Annotated in this window: 12 protein-coding genes; 7 read left to right on the forward strand and 5 right to left on the reverse strand. The window is 51.4% G+C overall.

Annotated elements, in window-relative coordinates:
• Nucleotides 1-347: 347 nt before the first annotated feature.
• The gene (locus BM412_RS21465; RefSeq protein WP_177245997.1) at nucleotides 348-2,102 is read right to left on the reverse strand and encodes a cache domain-containing sensor histidine kinase; all 1,755 of its coding nucleotides are present in this window, start codon (nucleotides 2,100-2,102) and stop codon (nucleotides 348-350) included.
• A 61-nt stretch (nucleotides 2,103-2,163) separates the two neighbouring features.
• On the reverse strand, nucleotides 2,164-3,738 hold the full coding sequence (locus BM412_RS21470) for a response regulator (RefSeq protein ID WP_091223103.1): 1,575 nt from the start codon (nucleotides 3,736-3,738) through the stop codon (nucleotides 2,164-2,166).
• Between the two features lie 200 nt (nucleotides 3,739-3,938).
• Between BM412_RS21470 and BM412_RS21475 the strand changes: the two genes are divergently transcribed.
• The 3 genes from BM412_RS21475 (at nucleotide 3,939) to BM412_RS21485 (ending at nucleotide 7,628) form a co-directional block, all read left to right on the forward strand.
• Nucleotides 3,939-4,910, forward strand: a complete 972-nt coding sequence (locus BM412_RS21475; protein WP_371264846.1) for an ABC transporter permease — start codon at nucleotides 3,939-3,941, stop codon at nucleotides 4,908-4,910.
• Nucleotides 4,911-4,935: 25 nt separating this feature from the next.
• Nucleotides 4,936-5,826 (forward strand): carbohydrate ABC transporter permease, encoded by an 891-nt coding sequence (locus BM412_RS21480; protein WP_091223105.1) that lies wholly within the window; start codon nucleotides 4,936-4,938, stop codon nucleotides 5,824-5,826.
• Nucleotides 5,827-5,972: 146 nt separating this feature from the next.
• A complete protein-coding gene (locus tag BM412_RS21485; RefSeq protein ID WP_256256507.1) occupies nucleotides 5,973-7,628 on the forward strand; it encodes an extracellular solute-binding protein in 1,656 nt (551 codons plus the stop codon).
• Nucleotides 7,629-8,257: 629 nt separating this feature from the next.
• On the opposite strand, the gene BM412_RS21490 is transcribed toward BM412_RS21485, so the two are convergent.
• A complete protein-coding gene (locus BM412_RS21490) occupies nucleotides 8,258-8,851 on the reverse strand; it encodes a CGNR zinc finger domain-containing protein (protein WP_091223107.1) in 594 nt (197 codons plus the stop codon).
• 224 nt (nucleotides 8,852-9,075) lie between these two features.
• Here BM412_RS21490 and BM412_RS21495 point away from each other — a divergent pair, with 224 nt between their 5' ends.
• Nucleotides 9,076-9,624 carry a pyridoxamine 5'-phosphate oxidase family protein gene (locus BM412_RS21495; RefSeq protein WP_091223108.1) on the forward strand — a complete coding sequence of 183 codons (549 nt, stop codon included), beginning with the start codon at nucleotides 9,076-9,078 and terminating at the stop codon, nucleotides 9,622-9,624.
• A 331-nt stretch (nucleotides 9,625-9,955) separates the two neighbouring features.
• Here the strand turns inward: BM412_RS21495 and BM412_RS21500 are convergent, their stop codons facing one another.
• A complete protein-coding gene (locus BM412_RS21500; protein ID WP_091223910.1) occupies nucleotides 9,956-11,011 on the reverse strand; it encodes a sensor histidine kinase in 1,056 nt (351 codons plus the stop codon).
• 28 nt (nucleotides 11,012-11,039) lie between these two features.
• Complete coding sequence (locus BM412_RS21505) at nucleotides 11,040-11,747, reverse strand: response regulator transcription factor (protein WP_091223110.1); 708 nt, start codon at nucleotides 11,745-11,747, stop codon at nucleotides 11,040-11,042.
• Nucleotides 11,748-11,948: 201 nt separating this feature from the next.
• On the opposite strand from BM412_RS21505, the gene BM412_RS21510 reads away from it, so the two are divergent.
• The 3 genes from BM412_RS21510 to BM412_RS21520 all read left to right on the forward strand — a co-directional run bounded on the left by BM412_RS21510 (nucleotide 11,949) and on the right by BM412_RS21520 (nucleotide 15,048).
• Nucleotides 11,949-12,806 carry a D-alanyl-D-alanine carboxypeptidase family protein gene (locus tag BM412_RS21510; protein WP_091223111.1) on the forward strand — a complete coding sequence of 286 codons (858 nt, stop codon included), beginning with the start codon at nucleotides 11,949-11,951 and terminating at the stop codon, nucleotides 12,804-12,806.
• The gene (locus tag BM412_RS21515; protein ID WP_091223113.1) at nucleotides 12,799-13,851 is read left to right on the forward strand and encodes an acyltransferase family protein; all 1,053 of its coding nucleotides are present in this window, start codon (nucleotides 12,799-12,801) and stop codon (nucleotides 13,849-13,851) included. The genes BM412_RS21510 and BM412_RS21515 overlap by 8 nt, the downstream gene beginning before the upstream one ends.
• A gap of 120 nt (nucleotides 13,852-13,971) precedes the next feature.
• Complete coding sequence (locus BM412_RS21520) at nucleotides 13,972-15,048, forward strand: D-alanine--D-alanine ligase family protein (RefSeq protein ID WP_091223115.1); 1,077 nt, start codon at nucleotides 13,972-13,974, stop codon at nucleotides 15,046-15,048.
• Nucleotide 15,049: the final 1 nt, after the last annotated feature.

Genomic DNA, 15,049 nt, shown 5'->3' on the forward strand with positions numbered 1-15,049 from the left:
GGAAAACCGGAGGCCTGTGCCTCCGGTTTTTTTGATGCTGAGAGTCGGGTTTCGCGACTTTCAGCATCGTTTTGCGGCGTTTACGCCGTTGAGAGTCGCATATTGCGACTCACGGCTTTCGGCGTGAGCCGGGTCTTGGGTTTGTTGGAGCTGAGAGTCGGGTTTCGCGACTCTCAGGATCTGTTTGGCGTTTACGCCATTGAGAGTCGCATTTTGCGACTCTCGGCGTCCGGCGTGAGCCGGGTCTTAGGTTTGTTGGAGCTGAGAGTCGGGTTTAGCGACTTTCAGCATCCTTTTGCTGAGAGTCGCACTTCGCGACTCTCAGCCTCCGGCTACTTCCTTGCTTCCTATAGAGGTCCCCGGCAAGGGATAAGGATTTGAACGGCGGTGCCAATGCCCAGCCGGCTATAGATATGAACGCCGTAGTTGTCTCCGAACGTCAGCTTGATGCGGCGATCGACGTTGCGGATGCCGTAGCCGGAAGCCCCGTCGCCATCCTCTTCGCCGAGTATCCGTTCGAGCTTCTCCGGCCGCATGCCCATGCCGTCATCGACGACATGGAGCACAAGCGTGTCTTCTCGAATGCACGCCCTAATAATCACGTTAATGCCGGCTTCATCGTCCCAGATCCCGTGATTGATCGCATTCTCGATAAAAGGCTGCAGCATCAGCTTGATAACCGGATAAGGCAGCGCGGCTTCTTCAATGTCATAGTGGATATGAAGAAGTCCTTCGAAGCGCAGCTGCTGAATGGCGATGTAGGACTTCGTCAGTCGCAGCTCTTCGGCGAAGCCGACAATGGTTTTCCCTTTGTTGAGCGAAATGCGGTAAAACTTCGCGAGATGGGTCACCATGTCCTGAATGCGGTTGTCGCCGCTGCGCATCGCCAATGACGAGATGGAGGCCAGCGTGTTGTAGAGGAAATGCGGATTGATTTGCGCCTGCAGCATGCTCATCTCCGCTTCCTTCTTCGCAATCTCCTTCTTGTACACCTCGTTAATGAGTTCCTTCATGCGTCTGGCCATCTTCATCATGGCGAAGGATAACAGCCCGACTTCATCATGCCATGTCGACACCGCTTGAACGTCAAAGTCCTCCGACTCGATCCGGCGCGTGAGCTGCAGCAGCTTCTCGATTCGAATCGTGAACCATCTGGCCGTTATATAAATGAGGATGATGGATAGGATTAAACTGGCGATGGCGATCGTAAACAGCCGAGAGAACGCAATCTTTACGTTCATCAACAGGCTGTTATAAGACACGATGGAAACGGTTTTCCATCCATTGTCGATGGAGTTGAATACGACAAAAACACGCTCGCCTTTGTATATGCCGATAAAGCTGCCGGCTTTGCTGTTTCCCCAATCCCCCCGCACGAACTCCTTCAGATTATGGTTAATCTTGCTCTTGTCCTTGCCGGAAATAATCGATCCATCCTCGGAAACGATGAACAGCTCTTTGTTGTTGTTTTCTTTGGCCATCAAGGCGTAAATGTCGACTTCCGGAATATCCATGGTCAGGATGCCGTAGGGGTAGTTCAGGCTGTTATTGTCCAGCAGACGGGCGAGTACGATGCGGGACGGTTTGCGCTCCTCAAGGCCCTGCGTCACTTGTTCACTAGTAGGATTAGTCGCCGGCATCACGGTAAACGTCACGCTGCCGTAGGACTTACTCGCCAAGCTATACCACGGGTAACGCATCAAGTCATTCTCTGCGCGTTTAATAAACACCTGATCGGTCGGCAGCGTCAGATTGGTCGTGTAGACGGTCACGCTGCTGAGATCCGTATTGGTGACCAGCAGATTACGGAACGAGCTGTTGATATATTCATAAGCATCGACGTATTGGTTATTGTCTGAATAGTCCATGGTCAGGAAGTCGCGAAGGCGGCTGTCCAGGTACAGGGAGGAGGAAACTTTGGAATAGGAGTCGAGCTTCATCTTCAGGTTGGAGCCAATCTGATCGGTCGTGGAGAGCATGTTGGAATACATCTGACGAGTCAGCTCGCTCTTCATCGTTTCATAGGAATAGACGGCGAAGAAGATGAGAGGGACTACGGAAACAAGCCCGAAGACAACGAACAGCTTGTTGCGTAAATGCATGTTGAGAAATGGTCTTATGAGCAGGCGATAAATGAGGCCGGGCACGAAGCGTCCCTCCGAATCAGTAGATTTGTTTGCGATAGTGGTTGGGAGTCATGCCTGTTGTCTTTTGAAAAATAGAACAAAAATAAGAGACGTTCTCATAGCCGACCAAACCTGCGATTTCATGGATTTTGAGCGATTTGTCGGCGAGCAGCGCGGTTGCCCGTTGCATTCGTGTCTCCGTAAGTACCTCCAGAATGGTGCGTCCGGTCTTCTCTTTATAGATGGTGCGAATGTAATTCGGCGATAAGTAGACATCCTTCGCGATATCCTCCACGGTTAGCGGCTTGTGATAGGAACGGTCAATAATATCTTGAATGTGCCGGGTAATATGCTGATGACGGTCTTTATCCTTCTCGGACAGGGCCATGATCAAGCTGTGGCAGACATGCAGGACATGCTCCCCGATATCGTCAAGGGTCTGGCAATGGCTCATAATCTCCCATTCGCTGCTGAACGGGCCGACTTGCAGCTCATTAATCGCACCGCTGAAATGCTGTTCTACAGCCGTAATGAGACGAACGGCTGCGGAGCGGGCAAGGTGAGGGTGCACATGTTTCTCTCGCAGCTTATGGATGAACAGATTGACCTCTTGCTCCGTTTCCTCCGAGCGCTGATGCACGATGGTGCGGCAAAGCGCGGCACGGTGCTCTTCAACCTCCACCTCTTCCGTAGACGGCTGATGAACGTCTTCCGCGGATAACAATGCCCCATTGCCGAAATAAAAGGCTTGCTCCGCAGCGCTGCGTGCCTCCTTGAAGAGGGGATAGGCTTCCTCCAATTTGTCGCTTGTACGGGACAGACCAATGGTAAGCGAAACAGGAAAATCCGCTTCGATCAGCTTCTGCAACTGCTGCCAGATCTCACGTTCACCGTCAAACAGGGAGTCAGGGAATACGCCGGCGAATGTGCGGTATTCCCAATCGATCAGCTCCCCAATATAGCCGAGTGCGTGAAGACGTTTGTGCACCGCTTCGCCAATGCTTCGCTCAAGGGGGTCCGGCATTCTCGTATCCGCGGCAGATCCGTCATTGCGTCTTGGACGGCCAATCACCAAGCAGGCGGTTTTATAAGGACCGCGAAAAGGCGGCGAGGTAATGGAGTCCAGCTGCAGCAGCTTCTGGACCAGTTCGACGCGCCGATCCGGAGTCTCTTCCATCAGAAGATTGCGCAGCAGCTTTTCTTTGGCCATCTCCTCCGAACGCTCGGTTCGTTTCGCTTCCTCGCACTTCTGTTTGACCTTCTCCATGAGATGCCGCAGCTCTTCCATGTCGATGGGCTTGAGCAGATAGCCCGATGCTTCGACGGCGAGCGCGGCTTTAATATATTGAAACTCATCATGACCGCTCAGGAATACGATCTTGACCCGTTTTCGAACCTGCTTCGCCCGTTTCACGAACTCCAGTCCATCCATGATCGGCATGCGAACATCGGTCAGGATAATATCGGGATCCAGCTGCTGGGTTAACTCCAGCGCTTCTCGGCCGTTTCGGGCAGTCCCTACTACTTGTATCCCCATTGATTCCCAAGGCACATAGCTAGTAAGCGTTTCCAATTCTATCTTTTCATCGTCTACGAGCAGTATCGAATGCATAGGTGAGCCACGTCCTTCCTATGTAAGAGCGGGATGATCGTTACTTGTTTTATTGTAGTCGCCCTACGGTATTTCAACAATGGCACAGCATGAAATCAGGTGTTTTGGGGTATGAATTCGCGGATGTTTGCATGGAATGCCTGCGGAAAGCTCCCCTATAATGAGGGTATTCAAGACGATAAGTCAGGGGGAGAGCGTAATTGAAAGCGCATATCGAACAACCGTTGCAGCGTGCGCCGTTGCTCGGAAAGAATAACGGAAAGTGGAAGCGTTTGCGTCAGCAGAAGTATTTATGGCTTATGATCATGCCTGCCTTCCTTTGTACGCTGCTGTTTTCATATACCCCGATGTTTGGCCTGTATATGGCGTTCATCAATTATCAGCCCGGCGGCTCGTTTTTCGGCTCGTTTTTTCACAGCGAGTTTGTCGGACTGCGGTGGTTTCAATACTTCTTCGACAACGGCGACTTCTGGCTGATCATGCGCAACACATTGGCCCAAAGCTCATTGAGCTTGTTGTTCGGATTCCCGGCACCGATCATTCTGGCCATCGCGATCAATGAAATCAGCAGCGGGGCGTTCAAACGGATCGTGCAGACGATTTCGTATTTGCCGCATTTCATCTCCTGGGTTATTGCAGCGAACATTATCGTCACGCTGTTATCGTCGCAGGGGCTTGTGAATAAAGTGCTGATGCTGCTGCACATCACCGACAAGCCGGTCGGATTCTTCCAGAACGGGCATTATTTCTGGTGGATTATCGCGTCCTCCAACATGTGGAAGGACATGGGCTTTAACGCGATCATGTACCTTGCGGCCATCGCTTCCATTAATCCGGAGCTGTTCGAGGCGGCCAAGGTAGACGGCGCTTCTCGTATGAAGCAGATGATGTATGTGACGCTGCCCGCGCTTCGCCCGACGATTGTCATCCTGCTCATTCTGGCAGTTGGCGGCATTCTGAATGCCGGGTTCGACCAGCAGTACTTGCTGCAAAACAACCTGGTCTTGAAGTATTCCGATGTTATCGACACCTATACGTACAGGTACGGTTTGCAAAATGGGATGTTCTCCTATGGCGCGGCTGTAGGATTATTCAAGTCGGTGGTCGCTTTTATCTTGGTGCTGCTGGTGAATAGGCTGGCGAAGAAAGTGAATGATCAATCGCTTTTCTAACAGGGTCTGGGGGAGGAAAGAGAGCATGAAAAGCAGGGCAATGGGAGACATGCTTTACTCCGGCGCGGTGTATGCCTTTCTACTGGCAGTCGTATTCGCAACGTTCTATCCGTTCTGGAACGTGCTGGTGCTATCGGTCAACAGCGCATCGGATACCATTAAAGGCGGCATCTACTTCTGGCCGAGGGAGCTTTCATTTACGAGCTACAAAGAGATTCTGACCGACGGTCAAATCATTCACGCCGTGTGGGTAACCGTAGCGCGGACGCTGATCGGGACGCCGCTTACCATTCTGGTCATCAGCTTGCTGTCCTATCCGCTGAGCAATCGCGATTTGGTGCTGAGAAAGCCGATTACGCTATATTTCATCTTCACGATGTATTTCGGCGGCGGATTGATCCCGTACTATATGGTGCTGAAAAACGTACATCTGATCGACTCGTTCTGGGTGTTTATTTTCCCGGGGCTGATGAACGTGTTCTACATGATTCTCGTGCGGACGTATATCGAGCAGCTTCCGCAGGAGCTGACGGAGTCGGCTAAGATCGACGGCGCTAACGATTTGCAAGTGTTCATCCGCATCATTCTGCCTTTGACGACACCGGTGCTGGCGACGATCGCTCTGTTCACGGCCATCGGTCATTGGAACGCTTGGTTCGATTCGTATGTGTTCACCTATAAGCCCAGCTTGAAAACCCTTCAGGCGGTGCTAGTTAAGATACTTAATCAGTACCAAACAGGCAGTATGGTGTCCGAAGCCCAGCAGTTGGCCGATTCCTCGAAGAGGCTTGCGGTATCGTCGGATACGATCCGCATGGCGGCGACGATGGTCGCAACACTTCCGATTGTGCTGGTTTATCCGTTCCTGCAGCGATATTTCGTGAAAGGCATGACACTGGGCGCAGTCAAAAGCTGATTTTAATTGCGGGTGCTGAAAGGAGTGTGAGCGGGGGCAGGGGCGGCTAATGTGGCGCACGGTTAGCAAACGATCGAATTACCACGGAATGTCTTTGGAAAAAGCCAGCAATCATCTATCATTGTATATGGGGGGCGCTACAAGCTATGAAGAAGAAACGTATATTCACAGTCATGCTCACAATCACGATCTTTGCGACGTTGCTTATCGGCTGCAGCAGCAAGAATAACAACACCGCAGCGAATAATCAAAACGATACCGCGACTACGGCCAATTCTACGGATACCGCCAATGCGGACAATGCGGCGGCAACGAATAGTAAACCGGCAGAGCCGATTACGCTTACCTTTTTCGATAAAAATACGGGCGATGCCTTCACGAACCCGGTAGCACTGGAAGTTACTAAACGTACCGGCGTCTCCGTCGAAATTCAGCAGCCAAGCGGCAATCCGTCGGAGAAGCTGAATCTGATGCTTGCGAGCGGCGACTTGCCGGATATCATTCTGATGGACCGCGGCAGCGATATCGTGAACAAATATATTGCAGCAGGCGCTATCATTCCACTTGATGATCTGATCGAGAACTTCGGCCCTGACGTGAAGTCGCAATACGGCGAAGTCTTGCAAAAGACGCGTTATACGGACGGCAAAAACTATTATTTGTCCAACTGGTACGGCATGGATAACAGCCCGGTATTCGGCATTCAGATGCGCAAGGATCTGCTGAAGGAGCTCGCGCCGGACAAAGCGGAAGGCGGCCAGCCGTTCACGACGGATGAATTCGAGCAATTGCTGAAGGACTTCAAAGCGAAACATCCGAACATTGACGGGAAAGCTTCGATTCCGCTCACGTTAAACGCGGAGAATATGGGCGCCGTACTTGGCACATTCAAAGGGATGTGGGGGATGAAAGCCTACTACGAAGACGGAGGCAGCCTGAAGTTCGACGTGAAGGACCCGAAATACCGTGAAATGATTCTCTACATGAACAAATTGTACCGCGAAGAGCTGATCGATCCGGAATGGGCGGTCAATAAAACGCAAACATGGGAACAGAAGCTATCCAATGGCTTTGTTTTCTCAACGGCTTCGGCCTATTGGGATCCGGGCAACGCGAACAACGCTTTGCTGAAATCCGGCGGCGCGGATCATCAGCTATTCTCTTATAAAGTGGTTGCACCGGGAGTTGATCCTAGCGCGACGACATTCGGCCCGCGCAGTCCGCTCGGCTGGGATGCGATTGCAATCTCCAAGAACAACAAGCATCCGGAAGAAACGATGAAATTCATCAACTTCCTGGCCAGCGAAGAAGGGCAATATCTTCTTATGTGGGGGATCGAAGGCCAGACTTGGGATATGAAAGACGGCAAACATACGCCGAAGCCGGAAGTTCTTCAAGGATTGAAGGAAGACTGGGCTGCTGAACAGAAGAAGACCGGTCTTCAGAAATGGACGTGGTTCGTCAAGAACGGATTGGGCAGCGATGGTACGCCTTATCACATCGGAGACAACAATCGCGGCGAAATCGACCTGATGGCATTCAAGAATCTATCCGACACGGTATGGGATACGTCTCCGTACGATAATCTCGGACCAGGGGGCGGAACGCCGGAATCGCTCAGCTACCAGAAGGTTCAGGATATCATGAAGCAATCGATTACGAAGATCATTATCGCGAAGAGCGAGCAAGAGGCGAATACCGGCTTCGACAGCATGCTTGCCGAGATGAAAGCAGCCGGCGACGAAAACGTGGAAGCGATTATTACGGATAACTATAACAAGCGCCAAGAGCTGTGGAAGTAAATCGATTCGCCGGGAGGGGGCTGAGTGAGCCCCCTTTCGGGCTGAGAGTTCGAGAATCGAACTCTCAGCGACCAAATATCGCAGCCAGCCTTCGCTTGAAAGGCTGAGAGTACGAAATTGGAACTCTCGGCGACCAAATGTCGCAGCCAGCCTTCGCTTGAAAGGCTGAGAGTACGAAATTGGAACTCTCGGCGACCAAATGTCGCATCCAACCCTCGCATGAGAGGCTGAGAGTACGAAAATGAAACTCTCGGCGACCAAATGTCGCATTCAGCCCTCGCTTGAGAGGCTGAGAGAACGAAAATGGAACTCTCAGCGACCAAATGTCGCATCCAACCCTCGCTTGAGAGGCTGAGAGTACGAAATTGAAACTCTCGGCGACCAAATGTCGCATCCAACCCTCGCTTGAGAGGCTGAGAGAACGAAATTGGAACTCTCAGAGGTCGAAACGCGAGAAAAAGACGCTGAGAGTTCAAAAATGAAACGCTCAGCGTCGAAATGTCGCGGTCTGTCCTCGCTTGAGAAGCTGAGAGTTCGAGAATCGAACTCTTAGCTTCTAACCAACCAGCTCGTGCCCGAAATACTAGCATAAAGAGCCGCATCCTAGGCTAGTCAGCCCCCGGAATAACCTAAACGGTTATCTCCGGGGAATCGGGATTCGAAGGGCCGCCGGATTCGGCGGCTTTTTGGCGTGCGCGGAACCGGCGGACTTTCATCAGGTTGCCGCAAGCTCGCTCATCGCAGAACCGTTTGGAGCGGTTTCGCGTTTCATCGTAGTACACCGCTCGGCAATCCGGATTATCGCATATACGCAAGCGGGAGGGTTCGCTTTCGGTGAGCAAGCGGCCGAAAGAAGCGGCGACCTCCGCTCCGATGCGGGACCAGCCTGTTTGTAACGGAGTGGTATCCAGGCGGAAATCGGAGTTCGATTCCGCGATGTGCAGAATCATGGGGCCGCTCGATAGTGCACGGTTCAGCCCTTCGAGATTCAAGGGATCCACCGCTTCATTCACGGTCAGCTTCTGAACGATATGGAGGATATGTTCCCGAAGCTGTTTCAACTCATTCACTTCTTTCGCGGTTGGAGCCCCCGGATAAGGAAGGCTGTGAATGGTCAGCCATTGTTCCAACCATTCCGGCTTATCGAGCAGTTCCTCGGTATGACCGCTGCCTCTCCAGTCGCGATAGTCGCTTCTCAGAAAATCCTCCCATAATAAAAACATCGCGCACGCCCCTCTTGCTTCCTGAGTAATTTTCTTTATTGTAACACCCAAGGCATTCCTTAGCTAGTTACTTGACGGACATAGCCGTTCATGTTAAAGTGTGTTCCGTAACTGCTATTTTATAACTAGATGGTTACGACTAAAGTAACCTTTTATTCGATCCGCTACTCATAGTTATCCTATACCATGCACAAAGTAATAGAAAAAGAAAAGGTGAATATACGATGTACCCCATGCGTAATCAGAACCGCAGCTGCACGGATGCGAATCAAATCCGGTCCTTTCTCGAGCAAGCTCGGACCGGCTTTCTCGGATTATCCGCAAGCGATGTCCCCTATGTTATCCCGCTTAATTATGTTTGGTTGAATAACGCCATTTATTTTCATGGGGCAGAAGAAGGTAGGAAAATCAATTATATCGCCCAGAACCCGCAGGCTTGTTTCACGGTCAGCGAGAATTACGGGACCATCACGAACCCGGTACCGGCCGATACGGATACCGCCTATATGAGTGTCATCATCGAGGGAGCATTGCTTCCTGTTACGGATATCAACGAGGCAACGGAAGCGATGCAGGTCATGCTGGATAAATATGTGCCCGGTTATTATGATCGACCGCTGGGGCGGGTTCATCTGGAACGGTATGTTTCCAGTTTAGGCAGTAAAACCGCTATTTATAAATTACCTGCCGATTCGTTGTCCGCTAAGGAGCAAGCAGCACCTTTGGAGCGTATGTTCTATGCAGGGAAAACCGTTCATCATGACCGGGCATAACGGAGCGGGGCTGTGCCGGTGAAGTCGCTCCTAGAAGTCTAACGGTTGCCAGTGAGCCTAATCTCCCATTTTGCAGCGTCCCCAAATTGTAACGGTTGCCAGAGGGATTATTTCGCGATTTAGGTAGGGTTTTCGCCCGAACAAGGGTCAATAAGCGCAATGGTAACCCTTAGAGAACATATGAAGCCCCAAAACACCAAATTAGCGCTATGCCAACCGTTAGAACAAGCCCCTCCGTGCTCGGAAGGGCTTATAGCTATATCTATGAATTCACCGGGCTTTCTGCAGACAAGACACGGCAATTGGTGGGCAAGCATTTGCCCCGCTTTTGTTATTTCGCCAGCGGGAGCTTCACTTCGAAGGAAGTTCTCCCATCGTCGCTTGCTGCGGAGATCGTACCGTGATGCAGCTCGACGATGTTTTTGGCGATGGCAAGGCCAAGCCCGGAGCCGCCCGTATTCCGCGAACGGGAGTGCTCGCCGCGATAGAACCGTTGGAACAGCAAGGGAATGATGGATGATGGCAATGGCTCCCCATAGTTAGCGATTTCGACGACGGCATGGCTGTTATCGATTCGAGTTATGATATCGATGCGCCGGCCGCTTTTTCCATATTGGAGTGCGTTGACGATCAGGTTCTCGAATACCCGGACCAGCTTGTCCCCGTCGGCATGGATGATAAGGGGATGGTCGGGAAGAACCAGGCGACACTCCATCTCCGCCTGTTCGAATTGCAAACGAAATTGGCCTGCCAATTGTCCAATTAGTTCGACGAGATTGATCGGAGAAGGCCGAAGCTTCATGCCGCCGCTTGTCCGCGTATATTCGAATAAATCATCGATCATCGATTTCAGGTGCATCGATTTGTGGTGCGCGATTTGAACGTATTGCCGCAGCTCGACTTCATCCTGATATCGATCATCATTGATCAGGCCAAGATACCCGACGATGGACGTCAGCGGCGTGCGCAAATCGTGGGAAACGTTCGTGACCAGTTCGACCTTCGTCCGCTCGGCGCGCCGTTCTTCCTCGATGGACAGCTTCAGCTGCGCCGTCATTCGATTGATATTGTCGGCCAAAGCGCCGAGCTCGTCTTCTCCGCGAATCGGAAGGCGGAAATCGAAATTGCCTCCGGCGATCCGTTCGATGCCTTGCGAAATTTCCATCAGGTAGCGAATGGTCGATTGGCTGAAGACGATGAAATAGACAATCGTAAAGAAGAGGCCCGCCAACGTAAAGGATACCGCAACGCCGAGCTTGTCGTTCACCAGGTCCACGATATTGGCGAGGAACGGGAAATGGATATGATACACGGCTAACGCAAGCAAGCCAAGCAAAACGACCGTTATAATAGACGCCAACGCGCTCAAGGCGAACAAATACAACATTTTGAAACGAAGGCTCACCAATGGACTTTTAAGGATCAATTTTATACCCAACTCCCCACACGGTCTGGATGAGCTTAACGCCGCCCAGCTCGCTCTCCAATTTATCGCGAAGCTTGCTAATATGAACCATCACGGTGTTGTTGGACTCCATGAATTTGTCCTTCCATACCGCTTCGAAGATCGCCTCCGCGCTGAACACCTGCCTGGGATGGCTCGCCAGCAAATACAAAATATCAAACTCCGTCGACGTCAAATTCACATTTCGATCCTCAACGGTAACGGCATGCAATTTCTTGTTGATTTTCAGCGATTGGATCTGAATCTCATCCTGGTCTTGAGCCGGCGGTTGATTCTGCGTATTCAATAGCATGGATCTGCGCAGCAGCGACTTTACTCTGGCCAGCAGCTCCAGGGCATTGAACGGCTTGACCATGTAATCGTCGGCCCCCGTCGTCAGCCCCATGATCTTGTCCATGTCCTCCGCTTTGGCGCTCAGCATCAGGATCGGAATGCCGTCGTACTCCGCACGCACCGTTCGAACAACCTCCAGGCCGTCCATCTCCGGCATCATGACGTCGAGAACGATCAGTTGGACCGATTCCTTGGCCATCACGTCCAGCGCTTCGCGACCGTTGTTTGCCGTCAACACTTGGTAGCCTTCGTTGGTTAAGAAAATTTTGATCAGCTTGGCGATTTCCAGGTCATCGTCCGCGATCAGAATTTGAATCGGGTTCATAGAATCTCTCCGTTTGAATTGAGTTGAAATACCGCATTTGTAGCATTAGCTTATCAGATATCGTCTCCGCAACCTACCGCATGAATCCACAAATAAGAAAAACTTAAGGTTTCTTTTAAGGCGTTTTATGAACCTCTCCGGCTCGGGACGTTATCGTAGAGTTGCAAGAACATTTAACGATATCGAGGAGGTTCGTGCGAGATGGAACAACTACAACAAGCCGAACAACTTATAGACGGTTATGCGAAAATCCATACAATACAAGTCGCTAATGCTGAAATTCACCAAGGACATCTGGTCTTAATTAACCGTGAGCACCCAATCCGGCAGGAGGTTTCTACAGACAGGTTGCTGCCGCTAAGTTCGTTTCCGGCGATCCATACGCTGAGCGAGAATATGCTGCTGGATCGGACTTGCTTGCAGCATTTGGCTGATTTGCTTGAGGCTTGCGAAGGGATAAACGATATTATCGCGGTCAGCGGATATCGAACCCGTATGGAGCAGGAGCAGATTTATGAATCCTCGTTGGCCGAGAATGGCGCTGAGTATACGGCATGTTATGTTGCGTTGCCCAATAAGAGCGAGCATCAGACGGGACTGGCCGTAGACGTCGGCAAGCGGAACATAGACGTGGATTTCATCGCGCCGGTGTTTCCCGATAGCGGTGTCTATATGACCTTCAAGCAGCTGGCTGCCGGGTATGGATTCGTCCAACGATACAAGGAAGGAAAAGAAGCCATTACGCATATTTCTTGCGAGCCGTGGCATTTCCGTTATGTCGGTTATCCCCACGCTGCAATCATGGAGCGGAACGATTGGTGCTTGGAGGAATATATCGATCAGCTTCGAAGTTTCCCGTACGAAGATAATCATCTTGTATTCGAAGATGAGCGTGCTTGCGTTGCGATTTATTATGTACCGGCGGCAGGTGAGGGTACGACGACTTATACCACCGCCATTCCCGTTGTACCTTGCGATCGCTACACGGTATCGGGTAATAACAGCGATGGGTTTATTGTGACCGCATACCGGGATAAAGGAAGCCAAGCTGATGTCTAAACCAAATTTCGGCGGGCTCGATTGGCTAAAATTCATTGTCGCGATTATGGTCGTTGCCAATCATACAGGGCCGTTTCTGTCCTACAGCACCACGGCTGATTTTGTTCTAAGCAATTTGCTTACTCGCATAGCCGTTCCGGTTTTCTTCATGACAGCCGGGTTTTTATTCTACCGCAAACTAACCGGGGACCCGGCGAAAGATCGTAAAGCACTGTACGGTTACTTGCGGAGGACCGGAAAGTTATATCTGATTGCGATCGTGCTGTACATTCCGCTGAATGTGTATAAAGGTTATTTTTCGGATTCCTTCACCGTTTATTCGTTGATCAAGGACATTGTGTTTGACGGCACATTCTATCACCTGTGGTATTTGCCGGCCTTAATGTTAGGGTTGTTAATTACTTACGTCATGTATCGGATGAAGTCCATGAACGCTATGCTGGCTATCGCAGGCGGCTTGTACATCGTGGGACTGCTGGGGGACAGCTATTATGGAATCTTGCCAAGCGGTAGTGTAATCACGCAAATGTATGCAGGTATGTTCAATGTGTTCGATTACACGCGTAATGGGTTCTTCTATGCTCCTATCTTCCTTGCGCTCGGCGCTTGGGCAGCCAAGCAGCCGTCTTCCGCGAAATCGCCGATTGCCAATGCAACTTTGTTTGCGTGCTCGCTCGGCTTGATGGTTCTGGAAGGATCGGTTCTGCGCGCCTTTGATATTCCGCGGCATGACAGCATGTATATCTTTGCGCTGCCCGCGACGTATTTCTTGTTCCATTGGGCCATGCAGTGGAAGGTCCAGTCGAGCAAAACGTTCCGAGAGTGGCGCGTATGGGTATACATTCTTCATCCGATTGCTATCGTGCTCGTTCGCGGAGCAGCAGAGGCAGCGCACTTGGAACGACTGTTTATCGCGAACAGCTTGCTCCATTTTGTCGCTGTGTGCCTGGTCTCGGTCGGGATGTCCGCCGTTACGGTCTGGGTAGTGGACAACAAACGAAGAAGAAAACTCCGGCCAAGACGTTACGCGCTGGAGCAATCGTAAGGGGCTTGACTACAAATAAGAAATATTTAAGGAATCCTTTATGGCGTGTTATAAACCTCCTCGGCCCGGGGCGTTATCTTAGAGATAGAGCAACGGACAAGAACCTAGGAGGCATTACAAATGAAAACCAAGTTGTACTTACTATACGGCGGTAAATCCGTCGAGCACGACGTGTCATTGAAAACGGCAGTTACGGTCCTGCTTTCCATAGCTGAAAGCCGCTTTGAAGTGTATCCCATCTATATTACGCGCGATGGCTTATGGTGTTCGCCCGGACAACTTTCTAAGGAAGATTTAACGATTGAGCGGCTTATCGCGCGGCCTGATTCGAAAGACGCAGCCGACTCGATCGGTCGAATATTAACAGGCGTGCTGGCATTGCCCGGCCCCAAAGTCGTCATGCCGCTTCTGCACGGCCCTAATGGGGAGGACGGCACGGTGCAAGGCTTGATGGAGCTGCTGAATATTCCCTACGTTGGGAATGGCGTACTCTCAGCTGCACTTACGCTGGATAAGGCGATGTCGAAACAGATATTGGCCCAAGCCGACATTCACCAAACGGAATATGTCGTATGCCGCTATGAGGAGTGGAAAACGGATGAGAAGGCGATCCTCGCCGGCGTGGAGGAGAGCATTGGTTATCCCTGTTATGTGAAGCCGGCTTCTCTCGGATCGAGCATCGGCATCAGCAGATGCACGAACCGAAATGAGCTGCAGGCCGGCATACTGGAGGCGTTCTCCTATGATAAGAAGCTCGTGTTCGAACGCGAGGTGGCCGGCAGGGAAATTCAAGTGGCGGTCATCGGCAATGAGAAGCCCCTTGCTTCGCTGCCCGGGGAATTTATCCACGAGCATCGATTCTTCGATTACGAATCCAAGTATTTCGATAAGCAGCTTCGCATGTCCATCCCGGCCGAGCTGCCGAACGGCCTGACCGAGCGAATCCGCGAGCTGGCGATCCGAGCTTATCAAGCTCATGGCTGCGAGGGCCTTGCCCGCGTCGACTTCTTCCTGAACAGTGACGGCGATCTGTTCCTTAACGAGATTAATGCTTTGCCCGGATTCACGAACTTCAGCATGTATCCGGTGATGTGGGAACGTACCGACGGAACGACCTATGCGGAGCTGGTCGAGAAATTGATCGGCCACGCGATTGCCAGGCACGAGAACAAACAAACGATTCGTTATTCCAAATAAA

The sequence above is a fragment of the Paenibacillus sp. BC26 genome (assembly GCF_900116125.1).
Classification (GTDB): Bacteria; Bacillota; Bacilli; order Paenibacillales; family Paenibacillaceae; genus Paenibacillus_Z; species Paenibacillus_Z lignilyticus.

Bases quoted from the DNA above. Each gene is read 5' to 3' on its own strand.
- BM412_RS21490 (WP_091223107.1), bottom strand. From the start codon at position 8,851: ATGTTTTTATTATGGGAGGATTTTCTGAGAAGCGACTATCGCGACTGG.
- BM412_RS21510 (WP_091223111.1), top strand. From the start codon at position 11,949: ATGGAACAACTACAACAAGCCGAACAACTTATAGACGGTTATGCGAAA.
- BM412_RS21505 (WP_091223110.1), bottom strand. From the start codon at position 11,747: ATGAACCCGATTCAAATTCTGATCGCGGACGATGACCTGGAAATCGCC.
- BM412_RS21485 (WP_256256507.1), top strand. From the start codon at position 5,973: ATGAAGAAGAAACGTATATTCACAGTCATGCTCACAATCACGATCTTT.
- BM412_RS21495 (WP_091223108.1), top strand. From the start codon at position 9,076: ATGTACCCCATGCGTAATCAGAACCGCAGCTGCACGGATGCGAATCAA.
- BM412_RS21515 (WP_091223113.1), top strand. From the start codon at position 12,799: ATGTCTAAACCAAATTTCGGCGGGCTCGATTGGCTAAAATTCATTGTC.
- BM412_RS21465 (WP_177245997.1), bottom strand. From the start codon at position 2,102: ATGCATTTACGCAACAAGCTGTTCGTTGTCTTCGGGCTTGTTTCCGTA.
- BM412_RS21470 (WP_091223103.1), bottom strand. From the start codon at position 3,738: ATGCATTCGATACTGCTCGTAGACGATGAAAAGATAGAATTGGAAACG.
- BM412_RS21500 (WP_091223910.1), bottom strand. From the start codon at position 11,011: ATGTTGTATTTGTTCGCCTTGAGCGCGTTGGCGTCTATTATAACGGTC.
- BM412_RS21520 (WP_091223115.1), top strand. From the start codon at position 13,972: ATGAAAACCAAGTTGTACTTACTATACGGCGGTAAATCCGTCGAGCAC.
- BM412_RS21480 (WP_091223105.1), top strand. From the start codon at position 4,936: ATGAAAAGCAGGGCAATGGGAGACATGCTTTACTCCGGCGCGGTGTAT.